The organism is Arenibaculum pallidiluteum, assembly GCF_017355985.1.
GTDB classification, from domain to species: domain Bacteria; phylum Pseudomonadota; class Alphaproteobacteria; order Azospirillales; family Azospirillaceae; genus Arenibaculum; species Arenibaculum pallidiluteum.
This window is the reverse complement of sequence record NZ_JAFIQU010000001.1, coordinates 712,568-733,985: the sequence shown is the minus strand read 5'-3', so window position 1 is coordinate 733,985 and position 21,418 is coordinate 712,568. Positions and strand designations below refer to the sequence as shown.

At 63.5% G+C, this 21,418-nt stretch carries 19 protein-coding genes; 9 read left to right on the top strand and 10 right to left on the bottom strand.

Translation table 11 applies throughout. The annotated features are described in order from the left end of the window. Nucleotides 1-107 precede the first annotated feature (107 nt). Both JUB13_RS03535 and JUB13_RS03530 read right to left on the bottom strand, forming a co-directional pair. Nucleotides 108-1,799, bottom strand: a complete 1,692-nt coding sequence (locus JUB13_RS03535; RefSeq protein ID WP_207477268.1) for a methyl-accepting chemotaxis protein — start codon at nt 1,797-1,799, stop codon at nt 108-110. Nucleotides 1,800-2,215: 416 nt separating this feature from the next. Then, complete coding sequence (locus JUB13_RS03530) at nt 2,216-2,974, bottom strand: SDR family oxidoreductase (protein ID WP_207477266.1); 759 nt, start codon at nt 2,972-2,974, stop codon at nt 2,216-2,218. A 108-nt stretch (nt 2,975-3,082) separates the two neighbouring features. On the opposite strand from JUB13_RS03530, the gene JUB13_RS03525 reads away from it, so the two are divergent. The 6 genes from JUB13_RS03525 to JUB13_RS03500 all read left to right on the top strand — a co-directional run bounded on the left by JUB13_RS03525 (nt 3,083) and on the right by JUB13_RS03500 (nt 8,710). After that, nucleotides 3,083-3,694, top strand: coding sequence for a TetR/AcrR family transcriptional regulator (locus tag JUB13_RS03525; RefSeq protein ID WP_207477263.1), 612 nt, complete (start codon nt 3,083-3,085; stop codon nt 3,692-3,694). Nucleotides 3,695-4,485: 791 nt separating this feature from the next. Further along, nucleotides 4,486-5,370 (top strand): NmrA family NAD(P)-binding protein, encoded by an 885-nt coding sequence (locus JUB13_RS03520; protein WP_207477262.1) that lies wholly within the window; start codon nt 4,486-4,488, stop codon nt 5,368-5,370. 254 nt (nt 5,371-5,624) lie between these two features. Continuing rightward, nucleotides 5,625-6,149: a DUF1097 domain-containing protein gene (locus tag JUB13_RS03515; protein ID WP_207477260.1), complete on the top strand. Its 525-nt coding sequence runs from the start codon at nt 5,625-5,627 to the stop codon at nt 6,147-6,149. A 147-nt stretch (nt 6,150-6,296) separates the two neighbouring features. Then, nucleotides 6,297-7,259 (top strand): AraC family transcriptional regulator, encoded by a 963-nt coding sequence (locus JUB13_RS03510; protein ID WP_207477258.1) that lies wholly within the window; start codon nt 6,297-6,299, stop codon nt 7,257-7,259. Between the two features lie 519 nt (nt 7,260-7,778). Beyond that, nucleotides 7,779-8,246, top strand: a complete 468-nt coding sequence (locus tag JUB13_RS03505; protein WP_207477256.1) for a DUF6152 family protein — start codon at nt 7,779-7,781, stop codon at nt 8,244-8,246. Further along, the gene (locus tag JUB13_RS03500) at nt 8,237-8,710 is read left to right on the top strand and encodes a hypothetical protein (RefSeq protein WP_207477254.1); all 474 of its coding nucleotides are present in this window, start codon (nt 8,237-8,239) and stop codon (nt 8,708-8,710) included. The genes JUB13_RS03505 and JUB13_RS03500 overlap by 10 nt, the downstream gene beginning before the upstream one ends. Before the next feature lie 441 nt (nt 8,711-9,151). On the opposite strand, the gene JUB13_RS03495 is transcribed toward JUB13_RS03500, so the two are convergent. The 4 genes from JUB13_RS03495 to JUB13_RS03480 form a co-directional block, all read right to left on the bottom strand. Further along, the gene (locus tag JUB13_RS03495; RefSeq protein WP_236024676.1) at nt 9,152-9,769 is read right to left on the bottom strand and encodes a class I SAM-dependent methyltransferase; all 618 of its coding nucleotides are present in this window, start codon (nt 9,767-9,769) and stop codon (nt 9,152-9,154) included. Between the two features lie 82 nt (nt 9,770-9,851). Continuing rightward, entirely contained in the window at nt 9,852-10,493 is a 642-nt protein-coding gene (locus JUB13_RS03490) for a DedA family protein (protein WP_207477250.1), read from the bottom strand. Nucleotides 10,494-10,660: 167 nt separating this feature from the next. Further along, nucleotides 10,661-11,710 carry an aldo/keto reductase gene (locus tag JUB13_RS03485; RefSeq protein ID WP_207477248.1) on the bottom strand — a complete coding sequence of 350 codons (1,050 nt, stop codon included), beginning with the start codon at nt 11,708-11,710 and terminating at the stop codon, nt 10,661-10,663. A 151-nt stretch (nt 11,711-11,861) separates the two neighbouring features. Further along, complete coding sequence (locus JUB13_RS03480) at nt 11,862-12,713, bottom strand: SDR family oxidoreductase (protein ID WP_328702856.1); 852 nt, start codon at nt 12,711-12,713, stop codon at nt 11,862-11,864. 17 nt (nt 12,714-12,730) lie between these two features. Here JUB13_RS03480 and JUB13_RS03475 point away from each other — a divergent pair, with 17 nt between their 5' ends. Together JUB13_RS03475 and JUB13_RS03470 are read left to right on the top strand one after the other, a co-directional pair. Continuing rightward, nucleotides 12,731-12,895, top strand: coding sequence for a hypothetical protein (locus tag JUB13_RS03475; RefSeq protein WP_207477246.1), 165 nt, complete (start codon nt 12,731-12,733; stop codon nt 12,893-12,895). A 414-nt stretch (nt 12,896-13,309) separates the two neighbouring features. Then, nucleotides 13,310-14,335: an AraC family transcriptional regulator gene (locus tag JUB13_RS03470; protein WP_328702855.1), complete on the top strand. Its 1,026-nt coding sequence runs from the start codon at nt 13,310-13,312 to the stop codon at nt 14,333-14,335. Between the two features lie 405 nt (nt 14,336-14,740). On the opposite strand, the gene JUB13_RS03465 is transcribed toward JUB13_RS03470, so the two are convergent. The 3 genes from JUB13_RS03465 to JUB13_RS03455 form a co-directional block, all read right to left on the bottom strand. Continuing rightward, nucleotides 14,741-16,735 (bottom strand): methyl-accepting chemotaxis protein, encoded by a 1,995-nt coding sequence (locus tag JUB13_RS03465; protein WP_207477242.1) that lies wholly within the window; start codon nt 16,733-16,735, stop codon nt 14,741-14,743. Between the two features lie 64 nt (nt 16,736-16,799). Next, complete coding sequence (locus JUB13_RS03460) at nt 16,800-17,243, bottom strand: bacteriohemerythrin (protein WP_207477240.1); 444 nt, start codon at nt 17,241-17,243, stop codon at nt 16,800-16,802. A gap of 836 nt (nt 17,244-18,079) precedes the next feature. Next, nucleotides 18,080-18,589 (bottom strand): oxidoreductase, encoded by a 510-nt coding sequence (locus JUB13_RS03455; protein WP_207477238.1) that lies wholly within the window; start codon nt 18,587-18,589, stop codon nt 18,080-18,082. A 141-nt stretch (nt 18,590-18,730) separates the two neighbouring features. Between JUB13_RS03455 and JUB13_RS03450 the strand changes: the two genes are divergently transcribed. Further along, complete coding sequence (locus JUB13_RS03450; protein WP_207477236.1) at nt 18,731-19,543, top strand: class I SAM-dependent methyltransferase; 813 nt, start codon at nt 18,731-18,733, stop codon at nt 19,541-19,543. A 3-nt stretch (nt 19,544-19,546) separates the two neighbouring features. Here the strand turns inward: JUB13_RS03450 and JUB13_RS03445 are convergent, their stop codons facing one another. Further along, nucleotides 19,547-20,995 (bottom strand): sensor histidine kinase, encoded by a 1,449-nt coding sequence (locus JUB13_RS03445; RefSeq protein ID WP_207477234.1) that lies wholly within the window; start codon nt 20,993-20,995, stop codon nt 19,547-19,549. Between the last annotated feature and the right edge of the window lie 423 nt (nt 20,996-21,418).

Sequence of the window (21,418 nt, the reverse complement as noted above, 5' to 3'; positions counted from 1 at the left end):
GGCCGCCCAATGTCGCACTCGACGGAGCGGGCTGCCGGCGCTGCCGGCCCCATGGGGAGCCCCGGCGATTGTCACCGGGGCTCCCAGTTACTGCCGGCCCATGCGGCTCACGCTGCGCGAATACCGGCGAGGAAGCGGTCCACCTCGCCCTTCAGCATGTCCGACTGGCGCGCGAGTTCGCCCGCGGCACTCAGCACCTGGGTTGCGGCGGAGCCGGTCTCGGTGGCGCCGTGGCTGACCTCGGCGATGTTGGTCGTGACCAGCTCCGTGCCGCGTGCGGCTTCCTGGACGTTACGGGCGATCTCGCCGGTGGCGGCGCCCTGCTCCTCGATGGCCGAGGCAATGGACGTCGCGATCTCACTGATCGAGCCGATCGTTCCGCCGATCCCGGTGATCGCGACAGCGGCCTCACTGGTCGCCGTCTGCATCGATGAAATCTGGCTCGCGATCTCCTCCGTGGCTTTCGCCGTCTGCGTCGCGAGGTTCTTGACCTCGCTCGCCACGACGGCGAAACCCTTCCCGGCTTCACCCGCACGGGCCGCCTCGATGGTCGCGTTCAGCGCCAGCAGATTGGTCTGGCTGGCGATCGAGTTGATGAGCTGCACGACATCGCCGATGCGCTGCGCCTGTTCGACAAGACCCTGAACGCGCGTGTTCGTCTGCTGCGCCTCGCTGACCGCCTGGCCAGCGATGCTGGTCGAGCGGGCTACCTGACCACTGATTTCGTTGATGGACGCCGACAGCTCGTCGGTCGCCGCGGCGACCGTCTGGACATTCATGGAGGCCTGCCGTGCGGCCGTGGCGGTGTTCGAGGCCTGCTGATTGGTCTGCTCGGCCGTGCTCGACATGGTGTTGGCGGTCGCGTCCAGTTCCGTGGCTGCAGAGGTGACCGTGCGCAGAATGCTGCTCACGCTGCTATCGAACTCCTGGATCAACTGCTCAATAGCGGCGCTCCGGCGCTCCTTGGCGGCGCGCTCGGTGGCCTCGGCCGCGGCCAAGCGGTCGCGCTCGATGGCGTTCTGCTTGAAAACCTCGAGCGCCTTGGCCATGCCGCCGATTTCATCTCCGCGCTCGGTGCCTGGGATCGCGACCGCGCTGTCGCCCGCGGCCAGGTGGGTCATGGTCGCGGTGATCGACGCGACCGGGCGCGAGATGCCCGTCCGGGCGATGAGCATGCCGACGAGGATTGCGAGGGCGATGCCGCCGATGCCGACCACCATCATGATGCTCAGCATGCGAGCATTGAAGGTTCGGAGCTCGTTGTTGGCTGCCTCGATCGCTTCCATGTTCCGTTGGACGCGGCCCTCGATAGCGTGGCCAAGCGCGGTACGGACTGCGCGGATCGCCTCGTTGTTTCCGAGTTCGGTCGCCTTCGCGAGATTGCCTTCGGTAGCGAGCCGTGCAATTTCGATACGGCTCTCGATGAAGGGTTTCGCGCTCGCACGGAGTTCCTGGAGGTCTGCTTTGCGATCGGACGGGAGGAGGATTTCCCACTCGTTCAGGCGCTGATCGAAGAGCTTGATCGTAGCCTGGAGACCCTTGACGAATGTGGCCGCGCTCTTGGCGTTATCTGCTGCGTAGATGCCGCGGGAATCCATGACCATCTTGAAGACGAGGCCGTTCACCTGCTCGCCGAGAATGGCGCGCTGAGAGAGATTCTGGATGTCGTCGACCCGTTCTTCGTAGGTCTTCATCCCGATGAAGCCGACCAGCCCTATGACCGCCGCCACTGCGGCCATGAAGACTACGACGATGTAAATCTTCGCGCTGATACCGATGCGCGCCAGAACGCCGGCCATGCTTTCCTCCTCATCACCACCTGGGGCGTATGCCACACGGCATAAGCCCGACCCGTGAAGAGAGCCGAAGCGGGATTAAGATTCTCATAAAATGTGATGCATTGGTGGGGCGACGCGTGTCCAGCTAGGGTCCGAGCTTCCTTTGATCCGAAGCTTGGCATCGGCGAGAACTGGGGTTCGGGGGTGCTGTCCTCGTCTTAATCGAGCCCGAACGGGGCGCGCTCGGCCGCCGAGACGCGGGCCTCAGAGGTGGCAAAGGTGTGGGCGGTCGTCCGATAGCCTAGCTCGTCGGCATGCCGGATCAGCTGGCACCCCCAGCGGACTCAGCGAGCGGCGCCACCAGCCAAGGTGCTCGAGGCCAAGAGGCCGCTCGGCTTGCCAGCCGGCCCACAGGCGAGGGTTGTCGCTGGAACAATTCACCAGGGGAGGACGCCCATCGTGGCGTGCGTGAACGTACCCGTCGGCCCTTCGGAACCGAGAAGCGCCACGCGCACGGCCTCGGCAGCGCCCTGCTCGGGAGTATCCACGCCAGAATATCCGGTGAGCCTCGTCCTGGTGTGGCCGGGGGAGACTGCGTTGACCTTAATGCCGTCGCCCTCCAGCTCGATCGCCATCGCGACCGTCAGGGCGTTGAGCGCAGTCTTCGAAGCCGAATACGTGGCATCGAAGAGCGATCTCAGCGGGAAGTTCGGGTCGGAATTCAGTGTGAGCGACCCCATGCCGCTGGAGACATTGACGATGCGCGAGTTCGGCGTTTCCCTCAGGATCGGCACCATCGCCTGATAGACGGCAAGCACGCCGAACACGTTCGTGTCCCAAACCTCACGCATGTCATCGAGGGGAACGATGCTGGGACGGTTCGCTTCTGCGAGTTCTTCCCCGCTTTCGAACACGCGATTGCCAGCGGTGGCGATGCCGGCATTCTGAACCAGCACGTCGAGGCGTCCGAATTCCTTACGTACCCGATCCGCAGCGGCGGCGATCGATGTCTGCTCCGTCACATCCAGTCGGAGTGCAACAGCGGACGGACCCAACTTCGCGACAGCGGCTTCGCCACGCTCGATACTGCGTGATCCCACAAGGACAGTGAAGCCTTCGGCGATCAGACCCTTGGCGATCTCGAAGCCGATGCCTTGATTGGCGCCTGTGACCAGCGCGACGGGCTTATCCAGCATGATTGTTCCTCCGTGGATTGCCATCCCGGCAGTGACTCGATAATCAATAGACGGAGCGTTGCTCCGGATTTGTATACGGAGCAACGCTCCTCTTAGCAAGCGACGAAGATGCCAAACCCGGATTCAGGCCACCAGTTGACCGGTGCGTCGGGAGCAACGGAAAGTGGTCGCAGCCTGCGCGCCGACGCTCAAAGAAGCGTCGATGCGTTGGTCGCAGCGGCGCGGGAGTTGTTCGCGACCAAAGGGGTCGATGCGACGACGCGGGAGATCGCCGACCGCGCCGGCGTCGGCATGGGCACGCTGTATCGCCGGTTTCCCCGGCGGGCTGACCTGATCGGCGCCGTCTTCCGGGAGGAATTAGACGCCTGCGCAAATGCCGCCAGGACGCTCGCCGAGGAGAACTCGCCGTTTGAGGCAATGTTGAAATGGATGCAGGCTTACGTGCAACTCATCGGCACGAAGCGCGGTCTGGCCAAGGCTGTGAGTTCCGACGATCCTGTATATGTCGGCATGGCTGCGCGTTTCGATCAGCAGCTTCGGCCCGCCGCTGAGGCGCTTTACGAAGCTGCGGCCGCCGCCGGCGAGGCACGGCCCAATCTGGACGCAGCGGAAATACTGGCCGCTGTTTCGGCCTTGTGCATGTCCACCTATGATGGAAGACCAGATCATCCGAGCCGGATGGTGGCTCTATTCGTCGAAGGTCTCCGATTGCCACGCTGAGCCGCAAGGTCTGCGAACGTATCTAGCCACGTTCGAGCACCAGGTCGCGGGCGCGCGCGACGTGACTTCAACGACCACACACCGGAGCTGTCTGGCGGACGGAAGCAGGGCCTCATGACTTGTTGCTGATCCGGTCCCCCCTCAGTTGACGCCGCGACGCCCAAGGGCCCCGCGCAAACGCCCTGGCCGAACAGGCCGCGACCTTCAGCCTGCAAGGCGACGGAAGCAGTCATGACGAGCAGGCCGTGCCGCGCTCGGCCGTCGGCTGGCTAAAGGTGGGAAGCTACGGCTGGGGAATTTTGGGCATCGAGCCCGCGCGACGCGTGGTTTTCCATCATTCCGTAAGGCCGACTTAGCGGGTCGCTAGCGCCGCCTCTACCTTCAGCGCGTCGGCTCCGTCTACCTGACCGAGCCGTTCCGATCTGTTCCGCCGCGTCATCGCCCTCGGCGATGGCCCGCAGAAGGACATGGAGCTTCGAGGATCTTCAGCTTGAAGCAGCCCCTCGCCGGCGAGTTCGCGCATGGAATGGGAACGGTCCCTTGTGTTCCGGTGCGGTGCGGCGTGCAGCGCGGAACGCCACAGCTCACCGCGGAACCAGATCGGAAGGTCGTGTCGGACGATCGCAAAGATAAAACGGATCCTGGAGCATCGACCGTCCTGGGGTTGCCGCATATCCTCCCATGCGAATGTCAAAGTCGAGCAGCCGCGAGATCGCGCCTGCCGACGAGCGGAATTCGACGAGCGGAATTTCGCTGAACCAGCCAAGCCGCTCCTAAACCCCGGAGTCACTATGATCGTCGTAACCGCTCCCACCGGCGATATTGGTCATCAGGTCGTCCAGATCCTTCTCCAGTCGGGTGCTCCGATCCGAGTGATCGCACGCAATCCGTCCCGTCTGGCGGAACAGGTGCGCGCCAGCGCCGAGATCATCGAAGGCTCCCACGGGGACGCTGGCGTCGTGAATGAAGCGTTCAGCGGCGCTGACACGGTATTCTGGCTGACGCCCCCTGACCCGAAGGCCGCTTCCGTCATGGCGGCCTACGTCGATTTCACCCGTCCCGCCGCAACGGCTTTGAAGGAGCAAGGCGTCAAGCGCGTCGTCGCGATCACGGCGCTCGGCCGCGGCTCGCCCCTCGCCGGCAAAGCGGGCTACGTCACCGGGTCGCTGGCGATGGACGACCTGATCGCCAGCACGGGCGTCGCCTTCCGTGGCCTCGCCAACCCTTCGTTCATGGACAATATCGCCCGTCAGGCGGCGGCAATCAGACATCAGGGCAAGTTCTTCCTTCCGATCTCCGGCGACCTCAAGCTTCCCAGTGTGGCGACGCGTGACATCGCCGCCGTCGCCGCGCGCTGGCTGCTCGATGACAGTTGGAGCGACCAAGGCGAGGTGCCGGTCCTGGGCCCCGAAGACATTTCGTTCAACGACATGGCCGCGGTCATCTCCAATGTGCTCGGTAAGCCGGTCAGCTATCAGCAGATCAGCTTCGACGCCTACAAGGCGCGCTTCATGCAGTTCGGCATGTCCGACGCGATGGCACAGGGCATGACGGATATGGCTTGGGCGAAGAATCAGGGCCTCGATCTGACTGTTCCCAGAAGCCTCGAGACTTCAACCCCGACGACCTTCCGCCAGTGGTGCGAGGCAATCCTGAAGCCTGCCGTCCTGGGGTGAGGGATCGGACCATGGCGAGATCCGCCGTGCGAAGCCGCTCGCGCCTTAGATGTAGAGGAAAACCCACATCCGGTCCGCAAGAACCGATCCAGCCACCAAACCCGGCGGTGCACTCGCAGCCGTTGGGTCCGAAATCGGCGCTCAGTGTCTTGCATGACCGCTTGTCGGGCAGCCAGCCCGCCACCCCCAAAGCATAGCTCGATCGAGCTCAATCCTCATCCCTGCCTTGGAGACCGATGAAAGGGAACTTCATCATGAGCAGCGCACAAGTTCAGGAAGTACGGCAGGCGTCGCCGCAGGCCGATCACAGCCAGCCACGCGGCAAATTCATTCTCTGGACGCTGATCGCCTCGGTCGTGGCAGCCTTTGCCGCATGGCTGAGCGCAGCCCTCAGCCTGGAAGTCTGGGTAATGTTCGCAGGCTTCATCGCTTGGTTCACACGCCCCACGTCGCTCAAGAACAGTGCTGCGGCGATGATTTGCCTATGGCTCGGCATCGCGATCGGCGCGGTGTCGCACATCATGACCGGCGCCCTCGTCCCCTCGCTCAACCACCTGGCTCTGCCGGTCGTTGTGTTCCTTGTCGCGATCCTCATCGTTGGGCTGCGTAGCCACGCTCTTCTGGGCAACATGTTGGCATGGTTCCTCGGCATGGTGACCTATTTCGCGGCTGAGTTTGACCTCGCTGCCGCATCCTTCGTGCATCTCGCCTTTGCGACCGGGATCGGCGGGCTGGCTGGCTACACCTGCCAAGCCCTCAATAGGCGGTTTGCGGAATAGCGCCTCCTCCGACCAAGGGTCGCCACTATGGTACTGCGAGACATCGGTATGGCACCAAGCGCCGTGGATACGCGGCGCTTGACCGCTTGCACGTCGAACGGTCGAGGCCGCAAAATTACCAAAATCTTCCCAACCGTCCGGAACTAGATGGACCCTCTCTCCCAAGTTCTCTCTCTGCTCAAGCCGCAGAGTTATATTTCCTCTGGCTTTCATGCCGGGGGAGAATGGTCGGTGCAGTTCGGCGACCAGAGCCAACTCATCAAATGCTATGCGGTCGTGTCGGGCTCGTGCTGGCTCCAGATCGATGGTGTCCCCGAGCCGTTGACCCTTGAGGAGGGCGACAGTTTCGTCCTGCCGAGCGGCCAGCCCTTTCGTCTCGCCAGCAATCTTGACCTGCCGCCCGTGCCGGCCTCCGAGATTTTCCCGCCCGCGCGGCGCGGCGGCGAGGTCTTCATCAATGGTGGTGGCGACCTCTTCATGGTCGGAAGCCGGTTTGGCGTTAGCGGTGGTCATGCCGGAATGCTGTTGGCGATGCTGCCGCCGGTCGTGCATCTCCGTAAGGCATCGGACCAGGCGACGCTCCGCTGGTCGGTCGAACGGATGATGCAGGAATTGCGTGAGGGCGAGCCGGGTGGCTATCTGATCGCCCAGCATCTCGCCCACATGATGTTGGTTCAGGCGCTGCGCGCTCATCTGGCCGAGGGGCCTGGCGTCGGCGTGGGGTGGTTCTTCGCCCTGGCGGACAAGCAACTTGCCAAGGCGATCGCCGCCTTACACTCCGATCCGGCCCGCCGCTGGACGTTGCAGGAACTCGGCGAGATAGCAGGGATGTCCCGCTCGACCTTCGCGCTGCGCTTCAGGGAAACGGCGGGCGAAACGCCGATGGAGTATCTCAGCCGATGGCGGATGCTGCTCGCTTGCGACCGGCTGGAGACGTCCGGCGATCCGGTCTCCGTCATCGCGCCTACGATCGGATATGAGTCCGAAAGCGCATTCAGCACGGCATTCAAGCGGGTGATGGGTTGCTCACCCCGCCAGTATGGACGCATGCGAAGACCGGCTGCAGCGCAGGGCGACGGACGAGCTGCGACGCAGCCTCTGGCAAGCTAGGACTGCCGCAGCGATTTCCATCCGCGCGATCGCTCCGCTCCTTTTGGTCGTCTATGGCGGACACGCGCGCCTTCCAAGCCAGTGCCAGTGCAGCATGCCTCGCTGCATGACTGGTCCGGCTGCGTTCGACTTCGAGCGACATCTCCACTCCCGGCCGCCCTGAAGTGAGTTCGCGGGTTTGCAAACGACGCGAAGCGTTGGCCGCCACAGGTCATGTTCGGGGACAAAGGGGGGCATGGTCAGGAGCCAGTCTAGGAAACGCTCTTTGGATTTCGAATGCTTCACCCTCGCCAGCTTCAAAAGGTGTCAGCGACCAGACGTTCCGTCCGCTCGACAGCGGCGCGATGCAGAAACCGGCCGAGATCCGGGGGCTCGATCGAGTTCCGGACGATCGCGACGATATCTCGGACCGCGGAGAATGGATCGCCTGCCAAGACCGGCCTAGCTTCCTGGCGAAAAATACTGGTCGAAAGGCCAGCGCAGCGCATCGATCCGGAAACCAGCCAGGAAGGATGTCGCATGCTCAAGTTGGTCGGTGGCGCCTGCGGCGTCGCGTTCACAATCCTCTGCCTTACCGGCACCGTCCTGGCCCATCACGGCGTGACGGGGCGCTATGATGCCGCCACCCCGATCGTTCTTTCGGGTACGATCACCGCGGCCACATTCGCCCCGCCGCATCCAGTGTTGTCGATCCGGGTGGACACGGCCGAGCTTCCCGCGTTCGAGGTCGGTCGGCCAGCGGAGTATTTCGGGCGCGCCGTCGTTCGGGCCGAGGATGTAGGCAAGGTACGAGAGATCGAGCTTTCTCCGGTCCGCATGTTCTACCAACTCTCCGACCGGCTGAGCGTCGGCGATCGGATTGTGATTGTCGCCCTGCGCAACTGCCTTTCGCCTCACCAACTCCGCAGCACTTGGCTGCGCCTCTCGGACGGCACTGTCGTTTCCTACACCGGAGACTGGGCGCCAGATGTCAACGGATGCAGTTGATATCGCTATTCCAGTGGATAGAGGCGGCGCCCGCGGTGCGGCTTATCGTGGTCGTACCCTGGCTCTATCCGACCATTTCGGCGCTTCACATCCTGGGTGTCGGCATCCTCATCGGCTCGATCGCTTCGGTGGATCTTCGCCTGCTGCGTATCCTCGGCCCCAAATTCGATCCGGTCCTCCCGACACTCATTCGCCTGGCGATGATCGGCTTTGCGATTGCCGTGGCGACCGGCCTTCTGCTCGTGTCGGTCCGGATCGGAAACTACGTGCGGGATCCTGCATTTCTCGCGAAGGTCCTCATCCTGCTGGCGGCGGGGGGGAACGCGGTCGCTCTGCACATCGCCTCGCGCCCCGAAAGCGTTGCGAGCATGGTGGGACGGGCCAGAGGCCGTGTCGCCGCCATCTTATCGCTCGGCTTGTGGCTCTGTGCCGTTTTCGCGGGCCGATGGATCGCTTTTGCGTGAGGAAGGGATAGGCGTGAAGGTCGCAGCTGCTTCGATATCGTCCCTATGACGATGTCCCGCGCTATCCCGCTATCCCGACCTTTCCTTTACGGGCCGCCGCCATTTCGCATGCCGCGCGCTGAAGCCCATGCGCCGTCGCCGCCGCCTCCCTGAGGAAATGCTCGCCACCCGCGGTCAGGCGTATTCCGCCCCGGTGTCGCTCGAACAAACGCGGTTAGGACGCTGCTCAAGCAACTGCACGCGCCGGCTGCTCGTGCACTTCGGGACGCCCAGAGCCGAGCGGTGCGTCGGAAGCTGCCATAGTCCGCGGCGTGATCGCATAGCGCAGGAAGCGTAGATCGAGCGCAAGGTCGGGCATGCGCCTCCGATCCAGCAGATCTCGTCGGGCTCCCTCTAAGGCGCAACTGGATCGATGTCGGACATGTTGCGCCTTCGCCATTTTCATCCGACGGGCGCAGGTTGCCGCGATGAAAGGCGGACAGGGTGGATAGGGGCGGGATGCCTGCGCCTGATCCGGTAGACCGCCGCAGGAGGAAGGTTGGCGAGCGTGCCGCCGATCCGTTCGGCCTCGAGCCCGAGATGATCGAGCAGTCTGGGCGGGACCGGGCAACGCGGCCCATAGGTGAACTGGTAGACCGCGCCATCCGGCCTCATCTTGCGGAACGCGCCGATTAGGATCGCGATTACCTTGCGCGGCGGCATCGACAGGACGGGCAGTCCGCTGACGACGGCGCCGGCTGGTCTGCCGTCGAAGAGGTCGACCATCCGCAGGCGAGCTGCGTCCATCCAAAGAGTGCGCGCTCGCGGGTATTGGAGGTGGAGCGCGGTGGCGAACTCGGATCCGAACTCGATCAGCGCCAGGTCTTCCTGTCTGACGCCACGGGCGATCAGGGCGCGCGTGAACGCGCCGGTGCCCGGCCCAAGCTCGATGACTGGTCCGGTGTCGTGTGAGATTTCGGAGGTGATCAGGCTGGCGAGCGCCTGTCCTGACGGCGCGATGGCCGCGACGCGCAGGGGGTTTCTGAGCCATGCGTGGAAGAAGCCGAACGTCTCGGCCATAAGGTGTTGTTTCATGGAAAGCGATCTCGAAGTCGGTTTGCGTTGAAGCGGCGGGGCGACCGGTCGCGCACCGCAGATGTGATCAGACCCCGTACGACATGGCATCCGGATTCCGGCGGACGCGAACCCGTCGCACGGCCCAGAACAGGGCGGCCTCCACAACCAGGAGGCAGCCGAGCGCCGCCAGGGCAAGGACCGTTGTGTTTGTCGTCTGGATCGAATGAGAGGCGTAGACTCCAAGGCCGATGAACAGGCCGTTCCACACCGCAATGCCGGCTGCCGATGCCACGAGGACACTGCGCGCGTTTCCGCGCAGAAGAGCGGCGAATGCCGGAACGAATAGTCTGACGGTCGGCACGAGCTGCAGCGCGAAGGCCAGCGCGGTCTGGTTCCGGCGGAGGGAAGCGACCCCGCGCCGTATGCGATCGGCGGACATCCCGAATAGCCGACCAGTCTTGTTGAGGAGGCGCGCGGAGCGGACAGCGCCCAGTCTCCGGGCGGCGTAGAACCAGACCGCGCACGCGGACACGCCGCCTGTGGTGGTTGCGATGAACGCGGCGGGTAGCGACCACACCCCGTCCGCCGCGCCGATGCCGATGGCCAAAAGAAGCCCATAGGACGGCATTACGGGCACGAAACGCTCGGCCAGGGCGACGAGGAAGAGACCTACGAGGCCGTAGGCGCCGACCCACGCTATGACCGCGCCGACCGGGTCGAAATCCATTGGCTGTTCCTCTTCTCTCAAACTGTCGGTGGATGATTTTGGCCACCGAATGCGTTCAGCTGTCGGGTTCGGTTTTCGGTGGTTGCGGAGATTGCTGACGGATTGGGGATATCCGGCGATCCACCTTTCGCATCGTTCGAACGGGGCGGCGATTCCCTGATCCGTTTTCAGGTCGTGGCGACCGGAGCTGCTCTCAGCGGCGGCTTTGGCGGCACTTCGCGGACGCGTTGCATCCAGGCCGGATACTCCGGTGCGATCCCGCTGACAGCGTCCAATCTGGCGAGGTCATCGGCGGTGAGCACGACATCTGCGGAGCCCGCACTGTCGTCGAGCTGCTCTTTGCGTTTTGCACCAACGATCACGCTGGTGACGTGCGGCTGGTGCAGCAGCCAGGCGAGCGCGATTTGCGCGACACTGACGTCCTTGTCGGCTGCGATCGCCTCCATGGCATCGATCACCTCATAGGCACGGTCCATGGCGACGGGCGGAAAGTCGAAGGTCGTGCGTCGGCTGCCTTCTTCGGCTTGCTTTTTGCGACCGAACTTGCCACTGAGCAGGCCGCCGGCCAGCGGGCTCCACACGAGCAGGCCAAGCTTCTCAGCCTTGATGAGTGGAACGATTTCGCGTTCGAGATCGCGGCCGGCGAGTGTGTAGTAGTTCTGCGTCGTGGCGATCTTGGCGAGATTCAGGCGTTCGCTGTGCCCGAGCGCACGGGCCATCTGCCAGGCCGACCAGTTCGAGACGCCGACATAGCGGACCAGGCCCTGCCGAACGAGCGTGTCGATCGCGGCAAGGCTTTCCTCGATCGGCGTCACGGTGTCGATGTTGTGGAGCTGATAGAGATCGATGTGATCGACCCGAAGTCGCTTGAGGCTCGCCTTGACGCTGTCGAGAATGTGCCCCCGCGAATTCCCGTGGTCGTTCGGGCCGGGACCGACCGGGCCGCACACCTTCGTGGCGATCACCACGTCCTCGCGCCGGACGCCGAGGTTCTTCAACGATTGGCCGACCATCTCCTCCGAGGCGCCGTTCGAATAGATGTCGGCAGTGTCGATGAAGTTGATGCCGTGCTCGAAGGCACGGGCAATGAGCGCCTGTGCGTCTTCCTGTTGGACATTGCCCATATTCGCCCAGACGCCCTTGCCTCCGAAGGTCATTGTCCCCAGGCAGATTTCGGAAACGAATAGGCCCGTATTGCCAAGTGTCTTGTACTTCACGAAATTATCCTTTCCTGGATGGTGGGTGTATGGATCGAGACGCGCCTCCTCACGTTGGTTGAGATCTGCGCGTCCGAATTCTGATCACTGATGGTGATGCAAGAGCGGCGCTCTACCGCATCGGCGGCGTGAGCAAGCCAGTTGCTCCCATTCAGCCGAGACCACCGTTTGCGAAGACGTTCTGGCCGTCGATCCAGGCACCGTCCTGAGAGCAAAGAAGAGCGATGACGTTGGCGATGTCTTCCGGCAGGCCCAAGCGACCGAGCGGCGTCTGCTCGGGAATTCCTCGAAGTGCTTCTTCTCCATGCTGACGGAGGAGCTGAGTGTCGACGGCGCCGGGCGCTATGGAATTGACTGAGATGCCGCGGCCTGACAGCTCCTTCGCGAGGACGCTCGAAAAGAGCACTTGGGCACTTTTTGTGGCTGCATATGCGGCCGTAGCCGGCGGCGGCGTCTTTATGATGCTCGAACTCAGGCTGATGATCCGGCCGCCGACACGAGTGCGCCGCGCCGCTTCGCGCAACACGTTGAAGCTGCCCTTCACATTTGTGGCCATCATTCGATCGAATGCTGCGTCGGTCATTCGAGCAAAGGGGCCGACAATCATGATCCCGGCGTTGTTGACCACCACATCAACCCCGCCGAAAGCCCCGTCATTGGCATCGAAAAGGGCCTTGACCGCTGCGGGATCAGCGACGTCCGCTTGGCGAAGGATGGCGCGACCGCCTTCCGCCTCGATGTCGCGGACGACTTGGGCGGCGAGATCTCGGTTGGTGAGGTAGTTCACCGTCACGGCGTAGCCGTCGCGCGCCAGACGCTTGGCGGTGGCGGCGCCGATGCCCCGCGACGAGCCGGTGATGACGGCGGCCCGGCCGGCGCCAGGCAGGGGGAGCGGTCGGGCCGTGGAAGTCTGGGCCGAAGCCGCGCTCGTCAGCGCGAGAGCCGCCGGCGCGGCGACAGCGAGGGCCATGAACGTGCGGCGAGAGCTATCAGTATCGGGCACTTCGAAGATCTCCGTTCTTGAGGCTGTTGCATGACGTGCTCGAGTCGGCTGCGCCGGCGTTCGGCGCGTGGTGCGCCACTGCCGGGTTATCTGCTTGTGCGGAGCTGCCGCTGGTGCTGTCGAAGGACGACGAGGACGCGTCGGCTTGCAATCGGCAGGGCAATTCCGATCAGGACAAATGAGACTGGGGCGACCAGCAGCGCGAACCCGAGGCCATTGGGGCTTACTGCGGTGGTCATCGCTTCGCTGATCACACCGACGGTGAGAGGCCCGAGCGCGGGACCAAGGGACAGAAGCGATTAGCAGGCCGCAAAGGCGAGCCCGGTGAGCAGGCCCATCTGGGTATCGCTAAGTCGAAGATCCGCTCGGAACGTCTCAAGCAGGATGGGCCGTCGTGTTCAACTGACCTGGAAAAACAGGGGATAGGGATGGTGTAATAAGTATCCCTGGACCGCGCCTCCCATATACACATTTAACTTGGGCACCTTCAAATGGGTCTGATCGACTAGTTGACATCTATTGACCGTTCGGCGATTTCTGTCATGATCGTCGCGCTCCGGGCTTGTTTGGCGCCTTCAAGCTAGATGGAGTGCCCCGTGAACAGAATACCGGAACTCTCAAAAAATCTGCCCAATCCTACAAAGGGTGATACGTTGCCAGATGTGGGCCGCTGGCCTCGCAAGCAGCCGGAGGCTCGCGTGTCGTCATCGCTTCTTGCGGCGGTTACCGCCTATATCGAAGGCCAGGATGGCGGTGAGGGCCTTTTTCCGACGCCGATCGACGGCTTCAACATCGTCCGCTCTTGTCAGGCAATGATGCCGATGCGGGCGCTCTATCGCCCGTCGCTCTGCGTCGTGATCCAGGGAGGAAAAGAAATCCTCTTTGGTGACGACATGCTCTCCTACGGGCCGATGGAGTGCCTGGTCGTAAGCGTGGAACTGCCGGCCAGCGGGCGGATCGTCAAGGCGAGCCCCGACGCGCCCTATATCGGCGTCACCATAGATCTCGACGTGACTGCGCTGCGCGACGTGGTGGAACAGTTGGATGAGCCGCCTGTCCCGCCTACCAGCCCCGGTCCCTGCATGTTCGTGAGTCAGGTCGATGAGCCTCTGGCGAACTGCATCCAGCGTCTCGTCAGGATGTCCGGGACGCCGAAGGCGATCCCCATCCTCTATCCCTCCGTCATGCGCGAGATCTACTTCTGGCTTCTGAACAGCCCGCATGGAGGCGAGCTCTACAGGCTGGCCTTGCCGGAATCGAATATTGAGCGGGTCGTGAAAGCCATCTCCTTACTGCACACGAACTTCGCCCGGACGCTGCGTGTGGAGCAATTGGCCGAAGTCGCGCGAATGAGCCCGTCCTCGTTCCATCAACACTTCAAGGCGCTCACCTCGATGACACCGCTTCAGTTCCAGAAGCAGCTGCGCCTTCTCGAGGCGAGACGGCTGATGGTGGCGGAGGCTGCAGGCGTAGCGGAGGCTGCCTATCAAGTCGGCTACGAAAGCGCTTCGCAATTCAGCCGCGAATACTGCCGGATGTTCGGGGTTGCGCCAAAGCGCGATGCAATGAATCAGCAGCGCCTGTATAGAGAATACGCCAGCCGCACGGTCCGAACCGCATAAGTCGCGCGTCTCGAAGGCCGCTCTTTACAGTCGTTGCAAGGGCGGCCTTTTTTGATGATGAGCAGTCCTCGACGAAGAGATCCGGGAGCGATTCGCCGAGATTGAATGCGTGACGTGCGAATCCCGCCCTGAGCAAGTCCTTCCCAGCCATGTGTCTCGCCGCTGCGACGAAGCGTCCCGCCGAACTGCGTCGCTACGCGCATCGTGATCGCCATGCCGATGTCGTCCGAGCCCAATTCGGTAGCATCGGGCATGCCGACCCCATCGTCCTCGACCCGAAGCGGTTTCCCTTATGCGCCTCGTCATGGGCGCCCGAGGTCGCGTGAACCCGGCTCACCGACTCGTCGAGGGCCAAGAGCGCCGGCTCTTCCACGAGCCGGCGGCGCATGGTGCGCAGGCGCCGGATCAGCCGGCGAGCCTCTGCCGGGAGGCCACCAGGGATGCAAGCCAGCTCTCGACGACGATCGCCGCGCGGGGATCCAGGTCGAACCGCACATGCGCTGCGCCATTCTCCGCCGCCCGCAGGGTGCAGGGGATCGGGACCGGGCAGCCATGGACCTGCAGCATCCCGCGGGCACCGGGATCTCCCATCGCGCCGCCGGCGACGGTGGCGCCGCCCGGGCCGATGTTCACGACCCGGCCGGCGGCCCCGTCTGTGCCCTCCACCTGGAACGTGCAGGCGAGGTCCACCTCGAAGCGGTTGTCGCGGCGGCGGTCCGCCTCGCGGGTCGAGGTGCGAACGACGCGCACGAGGATGGATCGCAGCGTCTCTATGCTCCGGTTCACCTGGCCCGAGCAGCCCCGCAGCTCGATGGCCCGATGGCCAGTCATGACGGCGTCCTCGGAAACGCGTGCGATCAGCGTCGAGACTTCCTGCGCCGCGGCGCTCGCCTCGTGGACGTTCCGGCTGATCTCCTGGGTAGCGGCGCTCTGCTGCTCCATGGCTGCCGCGATGGCGCCCGAGGTGCTGTCGATCTCCTGCACGGTCCGGCCGATCGCGGCGACCGCGTCCACGGCCGCCCGCGTCGCCTCGCGGATCGCGGCGACGCGGGCGTTGATCTCCTCGGTCGAGCGGGAGGTCTGGTTGGCCAGGCTCTTGACCTCGGAGGCCACCACGGCGAAGCCCTTCCCGGCCTCGCCGGCGCGGGCGGCCTCGATCGTCGCGTTCAGCGCCAGCAGGTTGGTCTGCCCCGCGATTTCGCCAATCAGCCCCGCCATCTCGCTGATGCGGACGACCTCCTCGGACAGGGCCTGGATCGCCTCCTGCGTGCGCCGCCCGTTCTCGACCGCCTGGCTCGTCATGGTGCTGCTGTGTGTGACCTGGGCGGCGATCTCGCAGATCGATCCGGCGAGCTGCTTGGTGGCGGCGGCAACGGTCTGGGCGCTGGTCAGGGATTCGTCCGCGGCCGCGGAGACGCCCTGGGAGTGCTGGCTGACGCGCTCGGCCGATGCAGCCATCCCCTCGGCGCTGCCGGCCATGGCGTCGGTCAGCCTGGCGACGTCCTCGACCGCATGGCGCGCTTCGGTCTCGATCGTATTCGCCATCGCCTCGAGCGCCCTGCGCCTGGTCTCGTCCGCTTGGCGCTCGAGCTCCAGTCGCTCCTGGAGCGCGTAGGCCAGCTTGGCCCTGGTCGCGCGGAGCAGGGTGGTGACGTGCCGGAACTCTGCCGTATCCGGCATCTCGATCTCGTGGCCCGTGTCGTTGCGGGCGATCGCCTCGAAATGTGTCTCCATCCGGGCAAGGGACCGGCGGACGAGGCTCGCGACGCCAAAGCCCAGCGCAGCCGCGGCCGCAGTGCCGAAGAGGCCCGTCGCGGCCGCGGCGGCAGGCGCGCCGGAGAGGGCGAGCCACAGCGCGCCGCCGGTGGTCGCGGCGGACAGGCATCCCATGATTCCGAGCCTGCCTGTGACGCTCGCCGCACCCGGGCCGAGGGCGCGGGCGAGGCCGGGCCGGACCGCCTCCCCGTCCTGAATCCTCAAGTCTCCCTTGTTCCCGTTGCGGATGCCGGCATAGGCGTTCTCCGCCGCCGCGACCTGCGCGCGCGAGGGCTTGGTCCGGATCGAGATGTAGCCCTTGACTGCGCCACCCTTGATCACCGGCGTCACGTTGGCGCGCACCCAGTAGAAGTTCCCGCTCTTCGTGCGGTTCTTCACCAGCCCTTCCCAGGGGCGGCCGTCCCTGATCGTCGCCCAGAGGTCGGCAAAGGCCTGCACCGGCATGTGCGGGTGACGGACGAGGTTGTGGGGCGCGCCCAGGAGTTCCTCCTCGCTGAAGCCGCTGATTTCCACGAAGGCCCGGTTCACGAAGGCGATCCTGCCGCCTTCGTCGGTGCGCGACATCAGGACGATGCCGTCCGTGAGCTCCACTTCGCGGTCGGTGATCGGCTCGTTCAGGCGCATGGCATCTCCGCTGCTCTCGGATGTTTCCGGAATGGGTGAACGGGGCCGCGCCGCGTGGCAGGGCTCAGGCGACGGCGGGATCGGGAAGGGCTTCCCCCTCGGCCTCGGTCGGGATCTGGTCGACCGTGTAGGCCGCAAGCCGCTTGTCGAAGCGCATGATGTGGTCCGTTAGCCAGTGCCTGAGGAAATCCAGGAGGGGCTGATCGACGGGACGGCCCATCTCGAAGTCGTAGATGATGCGCGAGAGCGAGCCGATCAGCTGCGAGTGGTTCAGCCGGTGCTCGTCGATCCCGGGATAGCGGACGCGCTCCATGAAACGCTCCTCCCGCTCGAAATGCGCGGCCGTGTAGTCCGCGAGCTCGGACAGGATCTCTCCGATCAGCCCGGATTGACGGCCCGCGGCATGCGCCTCGGCGAGCTTGTTGATGATTTCGACGAGGTGACGGTGGTCGTCATCCACGGCCGAGTGGCCGATCAGGAGATCCCCCGGCCATTGAATCAGAGACATGGAGTGCACCGCCTGCTCGCTGTCGGCTGCAGCGATCGTCCCGCTGCGATCCGCCACCATGGGCTCCGGGGGCGCAATCGTCTTTGAGATGGCTCAAATGCATGGCGTGTGACGTCACCCCCGTTGGTGATCCGGCAAACGCCTGAGTCTCAGATCGGCATGGCCGCGGGTGCGCCGGCAGACGAACAGGCGGGCGATGGAACGGGCCAGGGGTGTGCAGCTGATCGCCCATTGAGGTGAGTTCCGCGGCGAAGGCCGCCAGGGCCGACGAAGAGTCCGGCCATGGCGCCGATCGCCGCCGCGATCGAAACGGCCGCTTGGGTCCTGTCCGGCTTTCTCTGGTTTTCCAATGCGAAGGTCGTGTCCTGATGGAATCCGCGCGTCCACGTCTTGCTGCTTGTCGGCGTGGCGCCTCGATCCAGTCGAGTGCTTCTGCCGGGTCGCGAGTGGCCGGAGCCCTGTTCCCGCGACCTGGAGAGTATCCCGGGCCGACGCCGGTGCAGTATGGAAGGTGGGTTCTTTCTGAAGAAGTCAGCGTCCTCTATTTCGAACAGGAGCGCCGTTCGGCTGCCGAGGAGGTCAAACCCGGTGAATACGTCACGGGCCTTCCGCTCGACCGGAAGTGCATGCTTGTCCTCGAGAGGGGCACATCAGAGCATTCGATGCATCTTCTCAGACCACGGTGTGCTCCAGTAGCCGTTGTGCTCGAGCTTGAGCGCAAAGTATTGTATTCGAAAGTTTTGTATCCAAACTCGGCGTTCTCGTGATAAGAAAAAAACAGCGCTAGAGGAAGCCCGCTGTGGCTGGCCTCCTTCTGGCACTCCCCTGGCCCATATTCATTTGAATGTGATGCGAGTGATCTGCCAGACCATTTTCGCGTCGGTCGTAGGATTGTTCATTTCGGGGCGCTTACGGGTGTCGTAAACGAGCCATGTCGGGCCCTTGTCACGCACACGCATCGGAGCACCGTCAATTCGTGTTGCGAGCAGAACCGGAACAATTTCCGTGTCCGACATGGGGACGTCGGCCTTGTAGTCGTTCAGCGCACGCACCTCGGCGACGCGCCCCTTGGCTCCCACGGCAGCCGCGAGATCTTTTAGCAGCACGCCGGAGTATTCCGCCGTTCCTTTGGTGAAATGATAGCCGGTGGTGAATTTGTGCTGTGGCAGGGCGTCCAGCATGGCCAAATCGAAGGTCGCTCCGGAGGGGCTGTTCGTCTCGGTAATGTCCCCATCTACGACAAGGATCGGTTCCGTCTTCGGCGAATCAAGAGCTGAAGCCGAGCCCAGTCCCGCGAATAACGTTCCCAAAACCACCGCGATCATCCGGATCACTTTTGTCCCCATGTCTGCGTTCCCCTGGATGGAGGAAGGGCCCTTCCGAAAGCCCTTCACGGCATCTGACGGTCACAACTTTTATATGCAATTGGTTAACCATCCTTGCTCTACGTTGTCGCACGTCGAGCGTCGGCTGGGGTGCGATCCGCAATGCAGTGGCCACAGTGTCCTGTTTGTAGCATCGGAAAGGCCGCGCCGCTTTTAGCCAAAGACTTCAACATCTCCTGCAACGATTATTTTGAAGGGGCGCGTACATATCCGCTCAGCGGATCTCTCGTCCATTTCGTGGAATGTTCCGAGTGTGGCTTTGCCTGGATCCCGGAACTGCATCTATGGACCCATAAGCAGTTCCGAGACGCAATTTATAATGAGGATTATATCCTGTGCGATCCGCATTTTGCGGAGATCCGGCCGCGTAAGCTTGCGGCGTGGCTGGCCACGTTCGCGCGTGGAATGCGGGTGCTTGATTACGGCGGAGGGGAGGGGGCCACCGCGCGCGAGCTGCGCCGCTTCGGGGTGGATGCGGTCTGCTGGGATCCGTTTTACATTTCCGCGCCGCCACCAAAGGGGCCGTTCGATCTCGTGACCGCATTCGAGGTCGTGGAGCACGTGCCCGATCAAGTCGGCTTGTTCTCTCGCCTGGCGGAGCTCTGCGGAGACGGTCTCCTTGTGTTCTCAACCTTGCTTCGGCCGCGAACGCAGAAGGGCGACTGGTGGTACGCCTGTGCCCGCAACGGACATGTCTCGCTGCATACCGAAGAGAGCCTGAGCCACGTTGCCGGCCTGGTTGGAATGCAGGTTCATACCTTGGATGGCCATACGCATGTGGCGGCAAGGCGAGGCAAGGCCATCGCTGCCACCGACCTGCCGGCGCCGATCGCCATCGGCGACGTGCCGAGCTATCGGCTGGAGCTCGAAACTGGCAAGTTCCATTCGGTCATGGGGGCGGACCCGGTCTCGTGACTTTCAGGCCATGGCGTGCCGTTGCCGCGTTCTGGCTGCGGGGAGTACCAGCGTGACCGTGGTTCCCAGCCCGGGCCGCGAATCCAGTTCGATTGCCCCGCCATGAAGTTCCATGATGGCTTGGCTCAATGGTAGCCCCAAACCCGTTCCATCATGCTTGCGGGCGAGGCCGCGGCTGACCTGGCCGAACCGCTCCATGGCTCGCGGGAGATCCTCGGGCGCGATCCCACCGCCATTGTCCTCGACCGAAATGCAAAGCGAGGAGTCAGCGCGCAACGCGGTTGAAACCTGAACGGACGAGCTCTCGGGTGAGAATTTGATGGCATTGTCCAAGAGATGTAGGAGCGCGTGCATCAAGCGTGCACGGTCCCCGGAAATCTCAATTGGCTTCGTTGGGCCAGTGGACTTAATCTGAATACCACGTCGATTCGCGCGATCTTGAACCATCGTGACGCATCGGTGGATCAATTCCACTGGATCTAGCCACTCCTCAGAAAGGCTGACCTGACCAGCGTCGAATTGCGCCAGTTCAAGGAGATCATTGACGATGCTCAGGAGCCGCCAGCCGGAGGTTGCGATTTCAGCGACGCATCCTCGACAGACCTCATCCGCCTTTCCGAGATGGCCCTCTGCGATCGCCTCCGCGAAGCCGATGATGCCATTGAGGGGCGTCCGCATCTCATGGCTCATATTCGCAATGAAGTCCGACTTCGATCGGTTCGCGATCTCGGCGCGTTCGAGCGCTGCGTCTGCCCGGGCCCGTGCGGCGCGTTCCGCTCGCTCGCTTGCCCGACTCCGAAGAACCTCGTGCACGGTGACGCCGAGCAGAATGGCAGCCGATGCGATGATCCCGATCAGGTGCAGGAATGCGGAGAGATCGCGGTCCTTGTCGGCGGAATGCCTCCACAGATCCTCGGTGCGCTCGCCTGTGGCCATATCCTGCGTCATGTCTCGGATGTGCGCCTCCAACTGCAGGAGGGTGTCCCGAAGGCCTTGGAGTTCTACGGCGTCGCGCCGTGCGCTGAGGACGCGCGGCTCCATCGCTTTGAAGCGCTCGAAGAGATCCTCGAGAATGGGGCGCCACGGCTGGATGCGGATTGCAGATCGGCTGTCGAGGCTGATTTCGAAGCGGCTCCAGATGACTTCGTATCTCTTCACTAAATCACGGTTTGTGACGGCCGGGTCACCCGACGCAAACCTCTCCAACGCTAACGCAAGGAGGAGCGTTTCCCGCTCGAGTTGATTCGTATTCCAGAGATTGATCTCAATGGACCTGCCCAGTTTAAGGCGGTCCTGACGGGTCTGGTACTGGCCAAACGCGAAGGATCCGGTGAGCGTCGCGATCGCGAACAGCGCCGCGCCGCATGATGCCCAGAACCGACGAGACAGCCCATGGCCGTTTGTTTCGTCAATGCGGAGCAGCGGCGTATTCCTTGGCTGGAGACGGCCCAATGCCGTCCTGAAGAATCGGAAGGATAAGGCACGCCTCTTAAGCGAGGCTTAACTTTGGCTAACTATTTACTCAGATGCTCTCGGCGGAGAAAGTTGGAAATAACATCGCGGCCCGTGTGGAACTTTAATAGATCCCTTGTAAACCTTGGCCCTGCTCTTTCGAAGAGCGTCCCGCGACTGAAGTGCCACGGTTCTTCTTTGGTGCCAATTGCTTCGACGATACGCTTTTCAGTCATCCCGCCCTCAAGTAAGGCCCAGTATCCTAGTATCGTCGGTCCGGGCCCATAAGCAATGGCAGGAATTCCACATGCCGTTTAGCGGCCCGGCGCGGCATGGCGGGGAGCAGCGCCTCCCCGCTGACAATGACGCGGATAGCATGGAGAAGGGATGCAAGGGCTAGAACTTTCGGTAGAAAGGCCCGTT

What these genes read in the sequence shown, in the direction of transcription:
- JUB13_RS03535 (WP_207477268.1), bottom strand. Translation starts at nt 1,799, where the DNA reads ATGGCCGGCGTTCTGGCGCGCATCGGTATCAGCGCGAAGATTTACATC.
- JUB13_RS03530 (WP_207477266.1), bottom strand. Translation starts at nt 2,974, where the DNA reads ATGCTGGATAAGCCCGTCGCGCTGGTCACAGGCGCCAATCAAGGCATC.
- JUB13_RS03525 (WP_207477263.1), top strand. Translation starts at nt 3,083, where the DNA reads ATGCCAAACCCGGATTCAGGCCACCAGTTGACCGGTGCGTCGGGAGCA.
- JUB13_RS03520 (WP_207477262.1), top strand. Translation starts at nt 4,486, where the DNA reads ATGATCGTCGTAACCGCTCCCACCGGCGATATTGGTCATCAGGTCGTC.
- JUB13_RS03515 (WP_207477260.1), top strand. Translation starts at nt 5,625, where the DNA reads ATGAGCAGCGCACAAGTTCAGGAAGTACGGCAGGCGTCGCCGCAGGCC.
- JUB13_RS03510 (WP_207477258.1), top strand. Translation starts at nt 6,297, where the DNA reads ATGGACCCTCTCTCCCAAGTTCTCTCTCTGCTCAAGCCGCAGAGTTAT.
- JUB13_RS03505 (WP_207477256.1), top strand. Translation starts at nt 7,779, where the DNA reads ATGCTCAAGTTGGTCGGTGGCGCCTGCGGCGTCGCGTTCACAATCCTC.
- JUB13_RS03500 (WP_207477254.1), top strand. Translation starts at nt 8,237, where the DNA reads ATGCAGTTGATATCGCTATTCCAGTGGATAGAGGCGGCGCCCGCGGTG.
- JUB13_RS03495 (WP_236024676.1), bottom strand. Translation starts at nt 9,769, where the DNA reads ATGGCCGAGACGTTCGGCTTCTTCCACGCATGGCTCAGAAACCCCCTG.
- JUB13_RS03490 (WP_207477250.1), bottom strand. Translation starts at nt 10,493, where the DNA reads ATGGATTTCGACCCGGTCGGCGCGGTCATAGCGTGGGTCGGCGCCTAC.
- JUB13_RS03465 (WP_207477242.1), bottom strand. Translation starts at nt 16,735, where the DNA reads ATGCGCCTGAACGAGCCGATCACCGACCGCGAAGTGGAGCTCACGGAC.
- JUB13_RS03460 (WP_207477240.1), bottom strand. Translation starts at nt 17,243, where the DNA reads ATGTCTCTGATTCAATGGCCGGGGGATCTCCTGATCGGCCACTCGGCC.
- JUB13_RS03455 (WP_207477238.1), bottom strand. Translation starts at nt 18,589, where the DNA reads ATGGGGACAAAAGTGATCCGGATGATCGCGGTGGTTTTGGGAACGTTA.
- JUB13_RS03450 (WP_207477236.1), top strand. Translation starts at nt 18,731, where the DNA reads ATGCAGTGGCCACAGTGTCCTGTTTGTAGCATCGGAAAGGCCGCGCCG.